The sequence below is a fragment of the Enterococcus sp. C53 genome (assembly GCF_040887425.1).
In the GTDB taxonomy this organism is placed as follows: Bacteria; Bacillota; Bacilli; order Lactobacillales; family Enterococcaceae; genus Enterococcus_B; species Enterococcus_B hirae.
The window spans coordinates 18,313-38,327 of sequence record NZ_JBFOFT010000010.1 but is presented as its reverse complement, the minus strand read 5'-3'; the positions used below and the strand labels follow the sequence as shown (position 1 = coordinate 38,327).

Here is a 20,015-nt window from a genome sequence, read left to right as displayed (position 1 = left end):
GAACCATTGATTCGGCAATATAGAGAAGAATAGTAAATGATCAGAGGACAAAATAAAAAAGGAGGAGAGGCGTTCTCTCTTCCTTTTTTATTTTAGCTATTTTGAGAAATAAACGAAATGCTTAGTTATTTCCGTTTTTGTTGTTTTCCAGCGTTACGACCTGTTTGGTTTTTAGGTGCTTTGACTTGTTTCTTCACTGGTTGTTCGCTATCCGCAGGTGTCACGTCTTTACGAGGTGTTACGACTTGCTTCGGTGGATTTTGTTTTAACTCTTCTGCCACTTGAGCTTTTAATTTAGGCTTCATGATGACATTTGTAATGAAGGTTTGCAAACAACTAAAGATACCACCAACTACCCAATAAAGTGTGACTCCAGCTGGCGCACTGATCGACATGAAGACGATCATCGCAGGCGAAACGATAAGCATCGTACGCATTGTTTTCTTTTGTTCTTCAGGGATACCGATTGTTGAAATATATCCTTGAAGTAAATAAGCAGCACCAGCAATCGCAACTAATACAAAACTAGGGTGTCCTAAGTCGATCCCATAGAAAGAGGATTCACGAATGCCTTCTGTATAACGAGCTGTGAAATAAAGGGCTGAAAAGATCGGCATTTGGATCAAGAGAGGCAAGCAGCCAATCCCGCCAGTCATACTTAACCCATTTTCACGATAAACTTGTTGCATTTCAGCTTGTGCAGCCATTTGTTCTTCACGAGTAGTCGCCGTTTTTAGTTTTTGTTGAGCGGCTTCGACTTGCGGCTTCAATGCTTGCATTTTTTCAGATTGGATCATTGTCTTTTTCGATTGACTAATACCTAATGGCAAAATGATGATACGAACGATGACTGTCATTAAAATAACAGCCCAACCATAGGACCAGTTGAAGTTCTCCACTAAATATGTAATCGCTTGTCCCATTGGATGGACTAATACTCGGTACACGATACCTGATGTGTCAGGGTTACCATTTGAATCCAGACGAACACAACCAGATAAGAAAAGCATGACTGTGACAAGGCCAGAACCCAATACCCAATTTTTCCATTTATTCATAAAATACTTCCTCTTTTATAATTTTTACACAAAATTAACTATACTAAAAAAGCCCACACAATTCAATCTACTTTATAGAAAATTCATAGATTCCTACCTATATGGTCTTAAAAAAATAAAAAAGTTATTTGTCAAACCACAAAAAGGAAAGGGAGAAAAGCCATCGGTTAAACAGAAGCAAAAACGATCAAACGAATGAGGGACGATTAGAAGAGAGAAGGCACGTTGTTTCTTTAAAAAAAGTCCTTTATCGTCAAACTTTCTTAAAGTCATGTGAGCCTTCTCATAGTGTAAATAGAGCTACCTTTTGCGTGTTTCGTCCATTCAGAATCAGTAAATTAGCCGATCACATCAAATTTTTTTCGTTCTTCCATCATCGGATTATCTTGCAAGTCAACGTATTGTACGCGACCACTAGGACTTGGAGAATCCTTTACTTCTTCAATGAATCTTTTGATCGTTTCCTCATCGCCACATGCTTCGATTGTCACCGAACCATCTTCTTCGTTTTTAACTGTGCCTGTGATCCCTAATTGATCGGCAACGATTTTTGTCATATAACGAAAGCCAACACCTTGGACACGTCCTTGAACGTTCATCTTGATTTTTTTCATCATATCCACCTTTCTTTCCTTGCTTTTTAAATTAATGATACCGATTTTTTGATGTTGTAACAAGTTCAAGGTTCGAATTCATGCTATAATTAAGTGAGGTGAAAAATGTGAAAGAAATCCAATCAGCAAAAAATCCAAGAATCAAAGAATTGAAAAAACTACATAAGAAAAAATACCGGGAAGAAACAGGCGAGTATCTACTCGAAGGATTCCATTTGGTTGAAGAGGCAGTTGCTTCTCATGCCAAAGTAAAAGAAATCTTAATCACAGAGAAAGGGTTAGAAGAGTGGGAGGAGTGGCTTAAAAACCATTTAGACATCCCTTGTACCTTGGTAACGAATGAAGTCATGGCTGTGGTATCAGATTTGCCAACACCCCAAGGTATCTTAGCCGTTATGCTCTACGAAAAAGTAAACATGCCCGAATTAACTGGAGGATGGTTATTGTTAGATAATGTCCAAGATCCTGGGAATGTTGGAACAATGATTCGTACGGCAGATGCTTTTGGATTATCTGGTGTCGTTTTAGGAAAAGGATCAGCTGACATTTATAGTACAAAAGTGTTAAGAAGTATGCAGGGGAGCAATTACCATCTACCAATACTTCAAACAGACCTTGAGCAAATGATCCCGCTTTTAAAGGAACAAAATTTTAATATCTATGGAACGGAATTGAACGAGGATGCTCGTTCATTAGAACAGGTAACTGTTCCTGAGAAGTATGCAATTGTCATGGGGAATGAAGGGCAAGGCGTGCGGCCCGAAATTCTTTCCTTGACGGATAAAAATATCTATATTCCGATTCGCGGAAATGCTGAATCATTAAATGTAGGAGTGGCAGCAGGCATCGTACTTTACCATTTCTCTTTATGATTAAGGAACTATTAAGCTTTCTACATTTTGATGGAAACTCACTAGGATATTCCGAACACTAATGATATACTAGGATCAATTTCAAAGGAAAATGAAATTCAAAAAAGGTGGCAGATCAATAATTATGACAGAAAAATGGCGTGAAGACGAAGAATATATGTCTTATGTAGAAGATCTATTAGCAACAGATGCAGTGAAGAAATTAGCCAATTATACACAACATGTCCACTCCACTCGATTAGAGCATTCTCTTAGTGTTTCTTACTATAGTTATAAATTAGCCAAAAAATGGGGCGGTAATGCAAAAGCAACCGCACGTGCAGGTCTTTTGCATGATCTTTTCTACTATGATTGGCGTACAACAAAATTTGATGAAGGAACGCATGCTTATATCCATCCAAGGATCGCAGTGAAAAATGCAGAAAAAATTACTGACCTATCCGATTTAGAGCGTGATATCATTTTAAAACATATGTGGGGCGCTACGATCGCACCGCCTAAGTATAAAGAAAGCTATATTGTGACGTTTGTCGACAAATATTGTGCTGTGAAAGAAGCAGCACAGCCGATGACTGCTTCGATGAAACAAAAATGGCAAAGATATTTCGGCAAAGAACAATCGATTTAATACGATGTGATTAAGAATTCTTCCTGAGAAATTTCATAAAATTTCTCAGGTTTTTTTTTATTGACGAACCATGATTTTTACGGTTTACTTTGTATCAAGAACAAGTTGTTGATACAAAATTAAAGGGGGTGATGATAAGATGCCATATGGATCTTATTTAAAAGAGTGGAAAAGCTTTAACTAACGTACTTTGTTGAAGTTCTTTTCTTCAAAGTACATTCACTTGAAAGAAGAAAGGACTCAAAGTCATGGAAAAAACAATTAAACCTTATCAATATTATTTTATTAAAAGAGAAGTCGAACAATTAATATCAGTCTATCATTCAGTAAACGATTCTAAAACGATCGAAACGGTCCAAGCATTAGCTGTGGAGAGAATAGAGGAACTAGTAGAACCCTCACAAAGGATGAACCTTTTCTTAGAAAACATCTTAGATACTTCTTTGACTAAAGAAACTGCTGAACGCTTATTAGAAGAATTAAAAGAATCAGTTCAACCTTTTGAGCAACCTTCGAAAGCTCAAATCGAAAAATTATTCCGAAAAGTGAAAAAGCTAAAACAACCTGATTGGAATCATTTGGATTTAAGAGAACACACCTATATTGGATGGAATGATCCTGGTACCCAGAAAAAATTTCTTGTTTATTATGATGAATCAGGGAAGTTAAACGGTATTCGCGGGACTTTATCCCCGACCATCACGAAAGGGATTTGTACGATTTGTAAAAAAACTTCGAGTGTGTCACTCTTTTTAGCAACAACAAAATCGAATTCAGATGGCACCTATACGAAAAAAGGAAACTATATTTGCCATGATAGTGAGCATTGTAACCACAATTTAGTCCAATTGACTCCTTTTTATGAATTTACTGAGATTGTAAAAAAAGAAGGATAATTTCATTGTATTTTTCATAAATATATGCTATTTTAATTGATGAAGTGAATAGGTGATGGTGTTCGCCTTTAAACGTTAATCTTAAGATAACTAATGACGCCTACTAAGAATCGGGATACCCCTTTTTTTAGTAGGCGTTTTTTTTGAGGAGGAAAAGAGATGGAAAATCGATTACCTGATCCAATTAGGGTCGTCGTATACATGATCAAATGGTTATTGATCACATTGCTATTGGGAATTTTTATGGGAAGTTTATCAGCCTTTTTTCTCAATAGTTTAACATGGGTTACTAATATACGCCTTGCTTCACCCTGGTTGTTGTTTCTTTTACCAGTAAGTGGTGGAATTTTTGCTTTTTTATATAGTAAGTACGGAGGAAATTCTGGTAGAGGAAATAACTTAGTGATTGATCAAGGAAATGGTGGGGAAGAAAAAATTCCTTTACGCCTGATTCCTTTAACGTTATTTGGAACGATTACCACCCATTTATTTGGTGGTTCTGTCGGACGAGAAGGAACAGCTGTGCAAATGGGAGGCGCTTTAGCAGAAAATTTAGCCCGTCTCTTTCAGTTAAATAAAGTGGAACGGGAGTTATTGGTGATCAGCGGGATCAGTGCTGGTTTTAGTTCCGTTTTTGGTACGCCTCTGGCTGGAACACTATTTGGGTTAGAAGTTTTAGCAATTGGAAAAGTTAGAACAGAAGCCTTATTTCCAAGTTTTTTTGCAGCACTGTTTGCTAACTTTGTGACTGAAAGCTTTGGGGTGAAACATATCCATTACCCTATGGGGACGATTCCAAATTGGGATGTATCTCTTTTCTTTAAATTATTCGTTGCAGGCATTGCTTTTGGTCTTATTGGTTGGGTATTTAGTCGTTCGATCGTTTTTTTGAAAACTTGGTATGCCAAAAGAATGGCTAGTCCAGTTCTACGTAATTTTATTGGCGGAGCTGTGGTCGTCATCGCAGCGCTCTTATTGCAAACCCAAAGATATTTGGGGCTCAGTTTGCCTTTGTTAACTGATGCCTTTAATGGTACCGCCCATTTCTATGATTTTCTTGGAAAGCTTGGATTTACTGTCTTGTCTTTAGGTGCTGGTTATCAAGGTGGAGAGGTAACTCCTTTATTTGAAATTGGAGCGACATTAGGTGCTGCTCTAGCACCAATCTTACATGTGTCCATTCCTTTTTTAGCAGCCTTGGGATTCATTGGCGTCTTTTCAGGAGCAACAAATACACCCATTGCTTGTTTTGTTATGGGAATCGAATTGTTCGGTGGACAAGCAGCCAGTTATTTCTTTATGATCTGTCTGGTGAGCTTCATGTGTTCTGGTAATAGTGGAATTTATTCAGCACAAAAAGTAGTAGTGAAAAAGGGAATTCTTTTCCTGCCAATGATGGGAAGTCAGAAACAGTCTGAGCGATCTAAAGGGAGAACGAAAACACGAAAATAGTTGTTGCAAAAGGAAAGATTACAAAAAGTAAAAGGCATTTGGGGGGCACCCAAATGCCTTATTTAAATAAAGATGCTCAAAGCTGCGAATAATACGGTAAATAGCACGATTAAGCCACCAACGATCAAGTGTCTTTTTTTGTGCAGAACCAAGATGGCGATATATTCTCGCAAAAATGCATTCGGCAAGTAGTAAAAGGCAGTTTTCGCTCCGATTCCATCCGCTTTTAAACCAGCTTGCTTTGCATAAAGACCTGCACGGAAGATGTGGTAATTATTAGAAGTGAAAATCGCTCGATATGGCCCACCAGTTTGTTGATCCATGAGTTCTTTAGAAAAACGCATATTTTCTAAAGTTGTCTTTGAATTGGCTTCCACCAAGATATCTCTCTCAGGAATGCCTTTAGCTAAAGCATATTGCTTCATCGCAATTGCTTCCGGCACTTTTTCATCTGATCCTTGACCACCAGACATCAATAGAATAGGCGGGTTCAAGGTTGCTTTACTTTGTGCCCAATAAAAGGCGATCGCTTTGTCGATTCTTTTTGCTAAAAGAGGGGATACCGTTTCGCCATTGAGTAGACCAGCCCCTAAAACAATAATGTAATTTTGGTTGTATCGTGGACGGTTGAACTGATACAAAAAAGAAACGGTTATAAAGTTATAGAAAACCACAAAAAGATAAAACAGAATCAATGGGACAGCCGTGAATAATACATTGAACCATTGTGGGAAATATTGGATAAAGAAGATTTGAAATATAGTATATAACGTCAAAAAGATTGCTAATAATAAAGTTAAGAGATTGGCTAATGAGCGAGATTCTCTTTTTAAAACTAATAACCCGTTCCAAAATAAAAAGACGATCAAAATGTAAACGCCAAATAACAAGATCAACAAAACGGGGATAGCAATTATTGCAAATAAACCACCAATAAAAATATTTTGTGTTTCAAGCAGCAAGGTGACTAAGTAGCCACCAAAACTAATTAAAAAGAAATTAAACAATACCCCGTTCAATAGTTTGCGTTTTTCAGTAAAATAGGAGAATGCAAAAATACTAAAAAAAACAAGTGGGATCAAAAAGTAAAAGGTGGAATAAAAAATTTCCAAAACAATGAAGTAAGTGACCATCATCATAAATGTCCAAGATCCACAATAAAAGAACAGAGCAGGATCACTTTGACGACGGCGCCAATAAAGAATACCGGTAAACCCTAAAACATAGAGAACCAAGAAAGTCAGGTCTCTTGTCAAATTCATAGAATTAACTCCTTTCGTTTAATGAACACGAAATAAAACGTGTTTTGTTTAGGTTGATACCAATTTACGCAAAAACGATTGATTGAAAGATAAAATCAATAAAATTGACACAACCTTTACTATTATAGCTAAAATTAGAAAAAAAAGCTGTTCTGAAAAATTAAAAACTAAAAAAAGGAAAACTTGGGGCATGTAGCAAGGATTGTTAGATAAAAGTACACCTCCTAAGTTAGACAATGACATTCTGACTTAAGAGGTGTACTTAAAATTCTACGTTCTACTTGTTGGTATTTTAGCTGGATTAGAACAAATTACTAAAAAAATCAGTAACATGTCGCCAACCAATCACAAAGATATTTGCTTTTTCAACTGATTTAGCAGTAATAATATCTGTGGTTGGTTCTTTATTGTCTTCCAAATAGCCCAGTGAATCATCGGCTAAGGTAATCGTTGCTGTCCCTACCTTCATACCTTTATTGACGGGGGCTGCTACTTGATCATTCGTTACGACTTTTTTATCAAGGGTAGGAGTAATTTTTAATTTACCAGTATCCATACCATTTCTTACCCAAACTTTTACAGGATTTTTTAAGGCAACAGCTACTGAAGTTTCTTTGCCATCTTTCACTGCTAAGTTTTTTAAATCTGGAATACTTGCATTGGACTTTCCAAGTTCTTTAATTGACCAATTATCATAGCAGTAATCCATTAAACGTCCGGTTTCGTTGAAGCGGGCACTTGGATTTGTAGCATGGTCATCGGCATTTAAAACAACCGTAATGACTCGTCTACCATCTTTATTGATCGTTCCAACAAAACAAGCACCAGCAAATTCAGTTGTACCAGTTTTTAAGCCATCTACGCCTTCTTTGTAGTTAACAAACCCAGAAAGCATCCAATTCCAATTCACCATTTCGACAGGAGACTGAGTCCCTTCGCCGAACGTTTCATTAGTAGTATTTGTCACTTTTAATACCTCAGGGAAATCTAAGATCAAGTGTCTGGCAACGATCGCAACATCTTTGGCTGACATTTGGTTTTCTTCTGTTTCCGAGGTACCTTCAGGACGATTCTCACCGAGATAGGAATTATTTAATCCAGAGGCGTTCACAATCGTTGCGTCGTTAATACCCCAATCTTTTAATTGTTTTTTCATCAATTCAAGAAACTTTGTTTCACTGCCAGCTATTTTTTCGGCTAAAGCTACCATTGAGGCGTTAGCAGATTGAATAAAGGCTGAATCAAAAAGTTCTTTGACCGTATAGCTGTTCTCTTTGTGTAAAGGTACGTTTGACAAGTCAGGAACAACGCTCAATTTTTCAGCATAATCTGAAATTGGCACTTTTTCATCCCAAGTCAGTTTTCCTTCTTTTACTTGATCAAGAACGATATAAAGACCAATTATTTTGGTGATTGAAGCAATTCCCATTGGTTTTTCTCCATATTGATCATAAAGGATCTTACCACTCTCTGCATCAACAGCAAAAGCGGCTTTTGCATTGACTTTGAATGATTCGTCAGCGTGAACTGCTGTGATTGGTAAAATCGCAGCGAGGCACAAGATCAAACTTGTTAATAACATGAACAATCGTAATTTTTTTTGAGGCATTTTTTTCTCCTTGTTTTCTAATAGTTTTCCTATAAATTAAAATTTTATCAAAGAGATAGAGTAGTTTCAATATTTCTGATAAAAACATAATAAAAGATATTTATAGAAAAAGGAGAAAAGTGGTTACTTCTCTTGATCTTTGCTACGAATTTTTACCGGTTGCGCTTCTGGTTCATTCAATCGAGAAGCAACAAAAATAGTAACAGCAGTTAGGGTTAATAAACTGAAGATCATGAATATGTGCATGTGATCACCTCATTCATTTATTTTCTATTAGTGTAGCAAAAAGAATTGAATTTCTTTTTAAGAAATGAAAGGAATGATTGAGTAAAGTATGAAATAATTATGAAATTAATTAAATAAAACAAAAATAGAAATAAGTCGTTTTATTAAAATTCGTTTTATTATCTCGAAAAAATTTGTTGTGGTAGACTTTACTTATAGTAAAGGAATGACTTTTTTTAGGAGGGATACGATTATGACAAAAATGGCGAAAGAATTATTGTCACAGCTGACTTCAGAAGGTGCTACAGGCCCATTCGTCACGATTATGTTGAACACCCATGTCGCACATCAAGATGTAGAAAAAGATCAAATCAAGTTCAAAAATTTTGCGAAAGAAGCAAAAAAACGGTTTGAAAAAAAATATGCTGAACATGACTGGTCCTTGTTCCAAGAAAAAATCACTAGTTTGTTAGAAGATGCTTCATTTTGGCGAAGCGCTACAACAAGCGTTGCTGTCATCTTATCTCCAGAACATACGTATATCCATCGCTTAGGTATTCCTGTAGATGACCAATATTATGTGAGTGATCTGCCATATCTTCTAGCGATTATCAAAAATAGTCACTTTAACTACGCTTATTATCTACTAGGATTGAATCGTGATTCAATGAAGTTGTACGAAGTAAACAATAAGCAGGTAACTGAAGTAAAATTACCGGAAGATGCACCGAAAGATGTAGTAACAGCTTTAGGTTCGGAGTTAACAGGTGGCGGATTAAACTATACTTCAAATGGTAGTGAGGGAGCTACGTTTCATGGTGTCAATCCAAAAGATGAGGAAGTAGAGATCGACTGGGTCAATTATTATCAAGCAGTTGATGATTATCTTAAGGATACCTTTGACAATCCTGAAAAACGCCCAATTTATCTCTTTGCGTTACCGGAAAACCAAACGATGTTCAAAAAAATCGCTAAAAATCCGTACTATTGTTCTGATGTGGCGATCTCTGCCTCACCTGCACAATTATCGTTAAAAGAAATCGAAGCAGGAGCTAAAAAACTTTCTGAGGAATTAGCTGCGAAAGAAGCAGAAGGGTATAATCGTTTGTTAGATAAGAAATTTATCGATCAACTAGTAGATATCGTTCCAGCTGCTAAAGAAGGGAAAATTTCTCACTTGTTTATTGCTACGTCTAACTTAGTGGATGGATTTGGAGAAGATCCAGAAACAGAGTATGACCGCCGTCAAGTTTTAAATGAATTGGCAGATAATGTCATCACGAACGGAGGACAAGTAGTCATTCTTGAACAAAAAGAGGCACCAGATGAGAAAAGTTTAGTAGCAATCCTTCGTTACTAATAGAGTGCCATGAGATTTTGCATTTTGAATAAAGAAATGAAAGAGCACGACTGGGGAAATTTTTTCCTCAGTCTTGTTTATAGTTAAAAAATAAAAAGTAGAAGAAGTCGATTCAACTGGTGTTATTTTACTATCAACTATCGTTCTTATGGGGAATCTTATCAAAAAAAATCGTTAGAGAAAGTCTGAATTATAAGGAAACGATTCCATAATTGTTAGGACGGAATACAGAGATATCACTCTTTTTCTCGTTTTTGTCAGAAAACACCAGATGAAAAGGAAAAAAAGAAGGGAAAATAGTGGCTATTTTGTAACCGATATGATATATTAAGAGTGTAGTTTTTGTTCGGTAATCTGTGGCATGTTTCAAATAAACATCTTCCAGATATACACCATTCAAGTAATTGCAAAATATGTGTTGAAACACAAGGAGGATTTTTATTATGGAAACAGGTACAGTAAAATGGTTTAACTCAGAAAAAGGTTTTGGATTCATTACAGCAGAAAACGGTAACGATGTATTCGTTCATTTCTCAGCTATCCAAGGCGACGGATTCAAAACTCTTGAAGAAGGTCAAACAGTAAACTTTGACGTTGAAGAAGGTCAACGTGGCCCTCAAGCAACTAACGTTGTTAAAGCTTAATTAATTGATTTGAATAAAAGCTCGATAACTACATTGTAGTTGTCGAGCTTTTTTGTTTTGGATCAATCACAAAGTTAAATAAGTTCTTCAGATAAGTGGAATTGATTCTGCATCAATAGGTAGTTGAGTAATCAGCCGGTAGTTAAGGTGATCAGATGATTTAGAAAGTGAACCAATAATATAAAGGTTTTTTTCATAAATGGAAAGAGAGATTAAGAAATTTTCTGGTGATTGTAGTATAATCGCAAGAGAACATTTAAAGGCAAGAGAAGAGGAAGTAAATTTGAAATCAAAAACTTATGCAGTTGTCGATATTGAAACGACTGGGACAAATCCAAAAGAAGATCGCATTATCCAATTTGGATGTGTCATGATTGAAGGTGGTCGAATCACTTCTCGTTTTTCGATTGATATTAATCCCGGACGCAAGATTTCCAAACAAATCCAACATCTGACAGGAATTACCAATCGTCGTGTCCAACAAGCACCTTATTTTGAAGATGTGGCCGCAACCATCTATAATCTGTTGGCGGATACGATTTTTGTTGCTCATAATATTTATTTTGATTATAACTTTCTTAATCAGGAGCTATTAAGGTGCCAAACACCGGGATTAAAGATTCCTGGCATCGATACTGTTGAATTAGCTCAAATCTTCTTGCCAAGTGAGCCAAGCTTTCGATTGGCTGATCTGTCAGAGAGTCTAGGCTTTATTCATGAAAACCCACACCAAGCTGATAGTGATGCCGAAGTGACTGCCCAACTTCTTCTATTGATTGAAGAACGGATGCGCCGTTTACCATTAGTCACATTAGAAGCCATTTATGCATTAAGTGGGCAAACTGGAATGGATACAAGTCGATTTATTCAAAGTGTGATGGAAGAGATGAGAGAACAACCTCAGCCGTTAAACGAAGAATTAGAGATAATCGATGGGTTAGCTTTGCAAAAAAAAGAAGTAGATCTTTATACCAGCATTCATTACAACGAGCAAGTTTATCCTAGAAAGAAACAAGCTAAAGAAAAGATATTTGGGAAAACATTGATGTATCGTAAGGAACAAAATCGCTTGATGAATGCAGTATACGACCATTTTACCAAAGATGAGTCCAAAGATTTGATGATTGAAGCCGCTACTGGAATGGGAAAAACGATCGGGTATCTACTCCCACTCAGCTATTTAGCCACTCCTGAAAAGCCGGCGATCATCAGTACTGTCTCACTGGTACTCCAGCAGCAGATCTTGGAGAAAGATATCCCATTGTTAAATCAATTGTTGGATCAGCCGATTCAAGCAACAGTGATTAAAAGTTATCGCCATTATATCGATTTACAAAGGTTTAAAGCGACCCTTGAAGCGCCAAAAGAACAAAAACAGTATTTACTTTACCAAATGGCAATCCTTGTTTGGTTGACTCAAACAAAAACCGGTGATTTAGACGAATTGCATTTGACCAACTTGAATCATCTTCTTTTTAGTGAGATTGCCCATCGGGGGACTTCATTTTTAGCTAAAAATCAACCGTTTTATGCACAAGATTTTGTTCGTTTTTTAGAGAGAAAGATCCAGCAAAGCAATTTTTTGATTGTGAATCATGCCTTTTTAGTCCAAGAAACCCAAAGAAAGCGACCATTGTTACCAGAGAGTCCATATTTATTGATCGATGAGGCGCATCATTTGCCTGATATTGCAGAGAAAGTCAATGATCGCCGCTTATGTATTGCGTATTTTTTCAAACAAATCCAACAGTTTAACGAATCGGATCATTTGTTTGACCGGATCAAAGCGTATTTACCAGAAAACCACGAAGTTCAACGTTGGTTAGAGATTTACCAAGAGGAGTTAAACGCACTTAACGAAGCGCAAATTTTTCTGGCAGAAGGACTGAATCAATTTGCGGCAAAGCAAACAAACGGTCAGTATCCAGAAGAAATGATGGTTACTCAAGAAATGCTTTCGCAGTTACCATTTGAGTCGAGCCTTGCAATTGACCATCTCCATGTGTTTTATCGTGAAATCAAACAACTACAAGACCAAATGCGCTTAAGTTTGACAATCATTCAAGAAAGCTGGACGAAACAAATGCGCATTGATTTAGCCACTCTTTATCAATTATTCGATCAAATGGAAAAGCAAGCAACTTTGATGGAACAGTGGCTGGAAGATTGGCATGAAAATTTGATCCATTGGTTTGTTCCCAACAAAACGGCGCAACAAACGATTTTTCATCTTCACGATTTCAAGGCAGCCTCACTGAAAAGAACAGTTTGGTATCCGCGCTACACGCATATTTTATATATTGGCGGCACGCTTAAAGTGGGACCGAATCGTCAGTATCTTGCGAAACGTTTAGGAATTGAAGGTACACCATTGAAAGTGATCGCATCTCCTTATGATTACGAAAAACAAGTCCGTATCTATGTACCCAAAGAAGCACCGTCAATTAGTCAAGTTGATCAGCAACAATACGTGGACTATTTGTCTCATACGTTGTCTCAATTGATCTTACAAGAAAAGCGGCCAATCTTGGTTTTGTTTACGTCACATGATATTTTACAAAAAGTTTATCAGGCGATTCATTTATCCATGTTAGAGCAAGGACGGGAAATCTTAGCCCAAGGGATCGGCGGTAGCCGACAGAAATTGTTGAAACGATTCATGCTGTCTGAAATGAGTGTTTTATTTGGAGCTGATAGTTTTTGGGAAGGTGTGGATTTACCGGGGGATGCTTTACAGATTGTCGTGGTTACCCGCTTACCTTTTGACAATCCGTTACGACCGATGGTGAAGGCAAGGAATACCTATCTTGAATCAGAAGGAATCAACCCATTCTATCAAGAATCGATCCCTAAAGCTGCTTTAAAATTGAGACAAGCCTTAGGAAGATTGATTCGTGGTGAAGAAGATCGAGGCGTTTTATTGATTCTGGATCGTCGATTACTGTCTGCGAAATACAGTAATCGGATCTTGCAGGCCTTACCGAAGAATATTACGATCAAAGAAGAAACATTGGACGATATTTGCAAAGATATCCCAAAATTCTTAAAGAAAAACGAAGAATAAACTTCTTCAGACAATCTATTTTCGCATGAAAAATCTGCTATAATAAAACTTAGCGAATATAAAAGGAGCGACGATCCTTGAAGAAACAATCAAAACAAAAGCAAGAATCTCCGAAAGAAAAAACAATTAATCATGTATTACTAGGGTTGATTATCGCTTTATTAGCGATCATCGTATTTAGTTCGATTTTTTATTTACGTGCGAGCCGCCCAAGGATGCAAGCCAAACAAGAAGCAATTGAGATTGCTAAAAAATACGCAGGACTTGAAGAAGCAGATCACTTTTATTGGTTTACTCGGAATCATACTTACTTTTCTTTGACTGGTAAAAACGATAAAGGGCAAGAAATTGCGGTCATTATTCCTAAATCGGGCGAAAAGGTCAAAGTATTAGCTCAAAAAGATGGGATAACTGAACAAGAAGCAAAAGAAAAAATTGCTCAAGCTCATCCAGAAGTCCAAATCGAAAAAGCTTCACTAGGAATGTACGATAATCAAGCTGTCTGGGAAGTTGTTGGAAAAAATTCAAAGGATCAATTCAATTATTATTTGCTTTCTTTCGAGTCAGGGAAAGAAATAAAAACTATCACTGGAATATAATTTGTAAAGGATGAGTAGGATGAAGCTGTCAAAAAGAGTACAACAATTAGAACCTTCTGTGACGCTTGCTGCAGCAGCAAAAGCAAAAGCTTTAAAAGCACAAGGAAAAGATATCTTAAGTCTAACGGTCGGAGAACCTGACTTTGCAACGCCCGAAAATATCCAAGAAGTGGCGGTTCAGGCAATTAGAAACGGCAAAGCAAGTTACTATACGCCGAGCGCAGGGATTCCTGAACTACGCCAAGCAATTGTCGATTATATCAAGGAGTACTATGGGATCACCTATGAACCTTCTCAAACGATTGTAACAGATGGTGCAAAATTTGCGTTATATGCCCTTTTTCAGACGATTTTAGATCCTGAAGATGAAGTGATCATCCCAGTACCTTATTGGGTAAGTTATGGAGAGCAAGTAAAATTAGCAGAAGGTCGACCGGTATTTGTTAAAGGCGAGGAAAACAATGGATTTAAAATAACTGTTTCCCAGCTAGAAGCATCACGAACCCCTAAAACGAAAGCATTGATCATCAATTCTCCTTCGAATCCGACAGGAATGATCTATGATCAAAAAGAGCTGCAAGCAATCGGAGAATGGGCTGTCAAACATGATATTTTGATAGTTGCAGATGATATTTATGGACGTTTAGTTTATAATGGCAATGAGTTTACTCCAATTGCAACAATCTCTGAATCTATTCGTAAGCAAACGATCATCATCAATGGGGTCTCAAAAACTTATGCAATGACGGGATGGAGAATCGGCTATGCTTTGGGGAACCAAGAAATCATCGATGGGATGATTACAATTGCTTCTCAATCAACAAGTAATTCAACAGCAGTCAGTCAATATGCTGCGATTGAAGCGTTGACTGGTGAGCAAGATCCAGTGGAAGAAATGCGCGTGGCATTTGAAGAACGCCTAAATATCTTATATCCACTTGTTTCAAACTTACCTGGAGTGACACTTAATAAACCACAAGGTGCTTTTTATTTGTTTCCGAATGTAAAAGAAACGTTGGCTATGTGCGGTTATGAGAATGTTACGAAGTGGGTAGAAGATCTATTAGAGGAAACGGGTGTTGCTTTAGTAACTGGTGAAGGATTTGGTGCGCCAGAAAATGTGCGATTAAGTTATGCAACGGATCTTGGAACTTTGGAAGAAGCAGTCCGACGTATTGCGCAATTTATTGAGAGTAAAAGTCAAATATAATCCTAATAATTAAGGTAGAGCGAAGGAGAGTCATAAGTGGAAACAATTCAAATCATTGATTCGAAAAATCATGTAGGAGAAACAGTAAAGATTGGCGCTTGGGTAGCAAATAAACGTTCAAGCGGAAAAATTGCTTTTCTACAACTAAGAGATGGAACGGCTTATTTTCAAGGAGTAGTTGTGAAAAGTGAAGTTCCAGAAGAAGTATTTCAATTAGCAAAAAATCTTCACCAAGAAACATCAATCATCTTGACCGGAGAAATCCGTGAAGATAGCCGTTCAAAATTTGGCTACGAAATCGGGATTAAGACAATCGAAGTTGTCAGTGAAAGTCATGATTATCCCATCACACCTAAAGAACATGGAACTGATTTTTTGATGGATCACCGTCATTTATGGTTACGTTCTTCCAGACAACATGCAATCATGCAAATCAGAAATGAAATTATTCGTGCAACATATGAGTTCTTTAATAACCATAACTTTGTCAAAATCGATCCTCCAATTTTAACTGGTTCTGCACCAGAAGGAACGACTGACTTATTTGAAACGAACTATTTTGACCAAAAAGCGTACTTATCACAAAGTGGTCAATTATATATGGAAGCTGCAGCGATGGCTTTTGGTAAAGTATTCTCCTTTGGTCCAACATTCCGTGCAGAAAAATCAAAAACACGTCGTCATTTGATCGAATTTTGGATGATTGAACCTGAGATGGCATTTACACATCAAGAAGAAAGTCTAGAGGTCCAAGAACAATATGTTGCTTTCTTAGTACAAAATGTATTGGATCACTGTGATTACGCATTAGATGTCTTGGAACGAGACAAAGAAGTATTGAAAACTTATACGAAGTTACCATTCCCACGTATCTCTTATGATGATGCGATTGAATTATTGAAGAAAAATGGGTTTGATGATATTGAGTGGGGCGATGATTTTGGTTCTCCGCATGAGACATTCATTGCCAATTCATTTGAACAACCCGTATTTATCTTGAATTATCCAAAAGCAATCAAACCTTTCTATATGAAACCACATCCAACTCGTGAAGATGTAGTGATCTGTGCCGATATGATCGCACCAGAAGGATACGGTGAGATCATTGGTGGTAGTGAACGGGCAACGGATTATGAATTCTTATTAGAACAGATCAAAAATCATGGTTTAGACGAAAATGAATATTCTTGGTATCTTGATTTGCGTAAATATGGTTCAGTGCCACATTCTGGATTTGGATTGGGCTTAGAGCGAACAGTTACTTGGATCGCAGGTATCGACCATGTGCGTGAAGCAATTCCATTCCCACGTTTGTTAAACCGTATCTATCCATAAAAATGAAATAGCTGGTTCAACCACAAAAAACTGCAGAAAGTGGCCTCTTAGGAGGTTAACTTTCTGCAGTTTTTTTATAACTTAGTCAGTTTGTAATGGCTCTTTTAAAGCTTTAATTAATGGTTGGATCGTTGATTGCTGAAGAAGCAATTCTAAGGTACGAATCTCTTTTAGCGAAGGATAATTGTCTAAAAGTAGCCAGTTTTTCTGAGGAGCTATTGGAAGATTAGAAATCCAGTAATCGATGGAATCTGCATTTTGATCGTTCATTACAGAATCTTGGACATCAATGATTTCAAAAACTGCGTACTCATTCAATTTCGTTTTAAGAAGCGTAATCAGTAATTCACTATGTACTTGGTCGTAGGTAAAAGCAAGACCAATTTTTTTCTTCTGTTGATTTTTTCTAATAAGTTCCTTTAAGTGTTTATCATAGATAATTGTAAGATAGAGCCATTCATAAAATAAAGGATCATCATTTATTTCATTTCTGAAAGTGATCAATTTTTGTAACAGTCGGTTAGCAGTATGGGCAGAAAAGCGCCCATTTTGCTTAAAAAATTCAATCACAAATCGTTTTTTTTGATCATTTAACAAATATTTGATTTTTCCAGACAAAGTTAGTGATTGATCGATCGAATAATGGAGCTCGATTTCTTTATTTTCTCCAAATAGCTGGTAGAGTTCAGTTGTCAACTGAATCAAGGATTGCTTTTTCCCTTGTATTTCTAGTGAAAGCTTTGGTTCTTTCATCATTGACTGAAATGTTAAGAGATTTGATTGGACGACACCCGTATATGAAAGCTTGAATACTTCTTTGAAGTGTGCATAATCAATGACGATTCGTGAATCATCAAATGGTAAAGTTGCTGAGGATATTGCATTTTTATCCGCTGATTTATAATAAGTCGTTGATTTTTGGATATGGACACTAAGCTTAATAATCACCCAGATCCAGCTACTTAATCGTTGTTGTTCTCGAGAAGTAGAGAAGTTGGGCAATTCGGTAAATGCTTGCAACAGTTGATCAAGAATTAATTGTTCTTTCGGAAGAATATATTGAGTATTAGCGTGATATTTTTCTGAAAAAAAGACATAAAAAAACTGATATAGTTTAGATGAATCTCCTGTAAAGTAGAAAGGAGAGTCAGTCAGACAAATATCATGGCAGTTCAAAAAATCAGCTACTTGTTTTTTGATACGGTGAAATTGAGATTTACTGATTTTTAGTTTTTTTAAAATTTCCGAAGTTGTTATAAACGGACGAGAAAAAACCAGAGAAATAAATTGAAGCTGTACAGAATCTTGATAAATATAACTGTATACTTCACTATAGCTGATTGGTTTATTTTTTCTCAGCAATAAATGATCTTTTTCTTTTCCACTTGAAAAAAGCCACGATTTTCCAGCTCATTCAATTGTTTAAGAATCGTTTGCTTGGTTGCTTGGGTTGTTTCTTCTAGTTGTTGAACGGTCACTTGTCCATTTGCTAAATATGTTTCTAAAATAATTAATTGGATATAATGTTTTTTGGATAATATCGCTTTCATCTTGGTTGGAACCTCCTTACTCGTTATAAGGATTGTACTAATGAAATAGCTGCTATCGGCAATGATAATTTCTTTTTTTGGAAAAAAAAATTATGGACAATTCCAAAAAATTAGTAAACATTAGCAGGATTGCTAAATAGAGAGATGAAAAATGGGAATTTGGCGATTTATTTCTTTTTTTGTGTAAAAAAGGATCTTTAAAATAAAATGTTCATGAAAATTCAAGGCAAATAAAAGAGTATCTCCAGAGATAATATAGAATGAGTCTCGTTACCTAATCGTAACAGCAGAAATCAATTAGTGGGGGAAAATAGAATGAAAAATAACATGAAGAAGGTATTTGTCGCAAGTATTGCCTGTCTGTCTTTAGGAACTTCTATAGGCGTACATGCAACAACCATAGGCAAGGAAGCTATTACTATCAGTGATAACTTGAAAGAAGTGGTTGAGGACTCGATTATCAGTAACGGGGATTTTAGCGCTGGTTTAGATCATTGGATCGTGTCAAACCCAGAATCGAAGAATCCAACACTGGTAACTGAAAATGGGGTTTCTTATGTGAAAGCAATGTTGGGCGAAAATATCCATCAATATGTGAAATTACAACCCAATACGACCTACACATTTTCTTATGACGCTGCGGGAAGCAAAAATTTTCCGAGTAAAGTCGAGTTTGGTACATTGAATCACGGAGAAAATTTGTTTCTTTACAAGAATCGGCACATAATAATGAACAATGGGAAAGACATTCGTTTACTTTTACGACACCAGAAAAAGACAATACATATATTATCCGTTTTTCTTCTACGGGAAATGGTTGGGCAACTTTTAAAAATATCGATATCCAATCTGAAGATGACACATCCCAAAATACTTTGTTATCTGTTGGAGTAGAAAGTCACCAACCATATATCTACTTAAACTTAACGCCAGAACAATTTAATAGCAAACAACGCCTGATGGTTTATTTGGATGGTAACTATTATTTTGAAACGTATAATGGTAAAGCTTACTACTCTTACAAAGAGATAACAGACGAACTAGTAAAGATACGTCGTGGGTTTGAAGGCAACAAAGGTGAAAAAATTGAAGTTTATTTAGCGCCTGGATCACCTGGTCAAAGCTCTGCAGGTAAAGTATTGTTAGAAACCTATGTAGTAGAGAAAAAATTGGAATCAGCAGCGACTGAATATGATCAGATCGTGAAAGATATTCAAGTAGTTGGAAATAAAGTGGTGATGGATATTGATCGAGAAATATTTGAGCAAGACAATCGAATCGTACTTTATAAAAATGATGCATATATCGCGGAAACTTATAAAGGAAAAGCTTACTATTCATCAGTCAAAAAAATGAATGAGACTGTTCGGGTGACTTACAGTAAAGGCGTGGTTGCTGGCGATATCATTTCAGTTAAATTAGTAGGTAATCGACCAGGAACAAGTACTACGAATAGTTTCCAACAACTACTAGCGACTATAGAAGTGGAATAATCCCAGTAAAATAGATATCGCTTAGGATGAAGAGATACGACAACAATAAAAAAACTCCCTCACTCGTTTGGCTAGTGGGGGAGTTTTAATCAAATAGGAGAAATGCTTATTTTTTTTATTGCTGATAAGATAGCTATTAGGTAT

Annotated in this window: 19 protein-coding genes and 1 riboswitch; of the genes, 12 read left to right on the top strand and 7 right to left on the bottom strand. The window is 36.5% G+C overall.

Annotated features, from left to right (window positions below; genetic code table 11):
- Nucleotides 1-125 precede the first annotated feature (125 nt).
- Together yidC and AB3I42_RS11835 are read right to left on the bottom strand one after the other, a co-directional pair.
- On the bottom strand, nt 126-1,058 hold the full coding sequence (gene yidC, locus AB3I42_RS11840) for a membrane protein insertase YidC (RefSeq protein WP_010718510.1): 933 nt from the start codon (nt 1,056-1,058) through the stop codon (nt 126-128).
- Nucleotides 1,059-1,396: 338 nt separating this feature from the next.
- Nucleotides 1,397-1,672, bottom strand: a complete 276-nt coding sequence (locus tag AB3I42_RS11835) for an acylphosphatase (RefSeq protein WP_010718509.1) — start codon at nt 1,670-1,672, stop codon at nt 1,397-1,399.
- Between the two features lie 107 nt (nt 1,673-1,779).
- Between AB3I42_RS11835 and AB3I42_RS11830 the strand changes: the two genes are divergently transcribed.
- From AB3I42_RS11830 to AB3I42_RS11815, 4 genes are all read left to right on the top strand, one after another.
- Nucleotides 1,780-2,544, top strand: a complete 765-nt coding sequence (locus tag AB3I42_RS11830; RefSeq protein WP_034867403.1) for an RNA methyltransferase — start codon at nt 1,780-1,782, stop codon at nt 2,542-2,544.
- Between the two features lie 124 nt (nt 2,545-2,668).
- Entirely contained in the window at nt 2,669-3,172 is a 504-nt protein-coding gene (locus AB3I42_RS11825; RefSeq protein WP_010737939.1) for an HD domain-containing protein, read from the top strand.
- A gap of 248 nt (nt 3,173-3,420) precedes the next feature.
- The gene (locus AB3I42_RS11820) at nt 3,421-4,068 is read left to right on the top strand and encodes a FusB/FusC family EF-G-binding protein (RefSeq protein WP_010718506.1); all 648 of its coding nucleotides are present in this window, start codon (nt 3,421-3,423) and stop codon (nt 4,066-4,068) included.
- A gap of 42 nt (nt 4,069-4,110) precedes the next feature.
- Nucleotides 4,111-4,178: riboswitch (Fluoride riboswitch) on the top strand.
- A gap of 49 nt (nt 4,179-4,227) precedes the next feature.
- Nucleotides 4,228-5,520: a voltage-gated chloride channel family protein gene (locus tag AB3I42_RS11815; RefSeq protein ID WP_010737938.1), complete on the top strand. Its 1,293-nt coding sequence runs from the start codon at nt 4,228-4,230 to the stop codon at nt 5,518-5,520.
- Nucleotides 5,521-5,582: 62 nt separating this feature from the next.
- Here the strand turns inward: AB3I42_RS11815 and AB3I42_RS11810 are convergent, their stop codons facing one another.
- The 3 genes from AB3I42_RS11810 to AB3I42_RS11800 form a co-directional block, all read right to left on the bottom strand.
- Nucleotides 5,583-6,782 (bottom strand): YdcF family protein, encoded by a 1,200-nt coding sequence (locus AB3I42_RS11810; protein ID WP_010718504.1) that lies wholly within the window; start codon nt 6,780-6,782, stop codon nt 5,583-5,585.
- Between the two features lie 301 nt (nt 6,783-7,083).
- Nucleotides 7,084-8,391 (bottom strand): serine hydrolase, encoded by a 1,308-nt coding sequence (locus AB3I42_RS11805; protein ID WP_368022516.1) that lies wholly within the window; start codon nt 8,389-8,391, stop codon nt 7,084-7,086.
- Nucleotides 8,392-8,514: 123 nt separating this feature from the next.
- Nucleotides 8,515-8,637, bottom strand: coding sequence for a hypothetical protein (locus AB3I42_RS11800; RefSeq protein ID WP_010737936.1), 123 nt, complete (start codon nt 8,635-8,637; stop codon nt 8,515-8,517).
- 232 nt (nt 8,638-8,869) lie between these two features.
- On the opposite strand from AB3I42_RS11800, the gene AB3I42_RS11795 reads away from it, so the two are divergent.
- The 6 genes from AB3I42_RS11795 (at nt 8,870) to asnS (ending at nt 16,828) form a co-directional block, all read left to right on the top strand.
- Complete coding sequence (locus AB3I42_RS11795) at nt 8,870-9,976, top strand: hypothetical protein (RefSeq protein WP_181914375.1); 1,107 nt, start codon at nt 8,870-8,872, stop codon at nt 9,974-9,976.
- A gap of 443 nt (nt 9,977-10,419) precedes the next feature.
- Complete coding sequence (locus AB3I42_RS11790) at nt 10,420-10,620, top strand: cold-shock protein (protein WP_005875554.1); 201 nt, start codon at nt 10,420-10,422, stop codon at nt 10,618-10,620.
- Between the two features lie 283 nt (nt 10,621-10,903).
- Nucleotides 10,904-13,684, top strand: coding sequence for a helicase C-terminal domain-containing protein (locus tag AB3I42_RS11785; RefSeq protein ID WP_368022515.1), 2,781 nt, complete (start codon nt 10,904-10,906; stop codon nt 13,682-13,684).
- Nucleotides 13,685-13,761: 77 nt separating this feature from the next.
- Complete coding sequence (locus AB3I42_RS11780) at nt 13,762-14,283, top strand: DUF5590 domain-containing protein (protein WP_010718499.1); 522 nt, start codon at nt 13,762-13,764, stop codon at nt 14,281-14,283.
- 19 nt (nt 14,284-14,302) lie between these two features.
- Entirely contained in the window at nt 14,303-15,493 is a 1,191-nt protein-coding gene (locus AB3I42_RS11775) for a pyridoxal phosphate-dependent aminotransferase (protein ID WP_081123203.1), read from the top strand.
- Nucleotides 15,494-15,529: 36 nt separating this feature from the next.
- Entirely contained in the window at nt 15,530-16,828 is a 1,299-nt protein-coding gene (gene asnS, locus AB3I42_RS11770) for an asparagine--tRNA ligase (RefSeq protein WP_010718497.1), read from the top strand.
- 81 nt (nt 16,829-16,909) lie between these two features.
- On the opposite strand, the gene AB3I42_RS11765 is transcribed toward asnS, so the two are convergent.
- Nucleotides 16,910-18,190 carry a helix-turn-helix domain-containing protein gene (locus tag AB3I42_RS11765; protein ID WP_368022514.1) on the bottom strand — a complete coding sequence of 427 codons (1,281 nt, stop codon included), beginning with the start codon at nt 18,188-18,190 and terminating at the stop codon, nt 16,910-16,912.
- Complete coding sequence (locus AB3I42_RS11760; RefSeq protein WP_010737931.1) at nt 18,184-18,378, bottom strand: helix-turn-helix domain-containing protein; 195 nt, start codon at nt 18,376-18,378, stop codon at nt 18,184-18,186. The genes AB3I42_RS11765 and AB3I42_RS11760 overlap by 7 nt, the downstream gene beginning before the upstream one ends.
- Before the next feature lie 315 nt (nt 18,379-18,693).
- On the opposite strand from AB3I42_RS11760, the gene AB3I42_RS11755 reads away from it, so the two are divergent.
- Together AB3I42_RS11755 and AB3I42_RS11750 are read left to right on the top strand one after the other, a co-directional pair.
- Entirely contained in the window at nt 18,694-19,272 is a 579-nt protein-coding gene (locus AB3I42_RS11755) for a carbohydrate binding domain-containing protein (protein ID WP_258925025.1), read from the top strand.
- A gap of 65 nt (nt 19,273-19,337) precedes the next feature.
- Entirely contained in the window at nt 19,338-19,871 is a 534-nt protein-coding gene (locus AB3I42_RS11750) for a hypothetical protein (protein WP_368022513.1), read from the top strand.
- The last annotated feature ends 144 nt before the right edge of the window (nt 19,872-20,015 follow it).

What these genes read in the sequence shown, in the direction of transcription:
- yidC (WP_010718510.1), bottom strand. Translation starts at nt 1,058, where the DNA reads ATGAATAAATGGAAAAATTGGGTATTGGGTTCTGGCCTTGTCACAGTC.
- AB3I42_RS11835 (WP_010718509.1), bottom strand. Translation starts at nt 1,672, where the DNA reads ATGAAAAAAATCAAGATGAACGTTCAAGGACGTGTCCAAGGTGTTGGC.
- AB3I42_RS11825 (WP_010737939.1), top strand. Translation starts at nt 2,669, where the DNA reads ATGACAGAAAAATGGCGTGAAGACGAAGAATATATGTCTTATGTAGAA.
- AB3I42_RS11820 (WP_010718506.1), top strand. Translation starts at nt 3,421, where the DNA reads ATGGAAAAAACAATTAAACCTTATCAATATTATTTTATTAAAAGAGAA.
- AB3I42_RS11815 (WP_010737938.1), top strand. Translation starts at nt 4,228, where the DNA reads ATGGAAAATCGATTACCTGATCCAATTAGGGTCGTCGTATACATGATC.
- AB3I42_RS11810 (WP_010718504.1), bottom strand. Translation starts at nt 6,782, where the DNA reads ATGAATTTGACAAGAGACCTGACTTTCTTGGTTCTCTATGTTTTAGGG.
- AB3I42_RS11805 (WP_368022516.1), bottom strand. Translation starts at nt 8,391, where the DNA reads ATGCCTCAAAAAAAATTACGATTGTTCATGTTATTAACAAGTTTGATC.
- AB3I42_RS11800 (WP_010737936.1), bottom strand. Translation starts at nt 8,637, where the DNA reads ATGCACATATTCATGATCTTCAGTTTATTAACCCTAACTGCTGTTACT.
- AB3I42_RS11795 (WP_181914375.1), top strand. Translation starts at nt 8,870, where the DNA reads ATGACAAAAATGGCGAAAGAATTATTGTCACAGCTGACTTCAGAAGGT.
- AB3I42_RS11790 (WP_005875554.1), top strand. Translation starts at nt 10,420, where the DNA reads ATGGAAACAGGTACAGTAAAATGGTTTAACTCAGAAAAAGGTTTTGGA.
- AB3I42_RS11775 (WP_081123203.1), top strand. Translation starts at nt 14,303, where the DNA reads ATGAAGCTGTCAAAAAGAGTACAACAATTAGAACCTTCTGTGACGCTT.
- AB3I42_RS11760 (WP_010737931.1), bottom strand. Translation starts at nt 18,378, where the DNA reads ATGAAAGCGATATTATCCAAAAAACATTATATCCAATTAATTATTTTA.
- AB3I42_RS11755 (WP_258925025.1), top strand. Translation starts at nt 18,694, where the DNA reads ATGAAAAATAACATGAAGAAGGTATTTGTCGCAAGTATTGCCTGTCTG.
- AB3I42_RS11750 (WP_368022513.1), top strand. Translation starts at nt 19,338, where the DNA reads ATGGTTTATTTGGATGGTAACTATTATTTTGAAACGTATAATGGTAAA.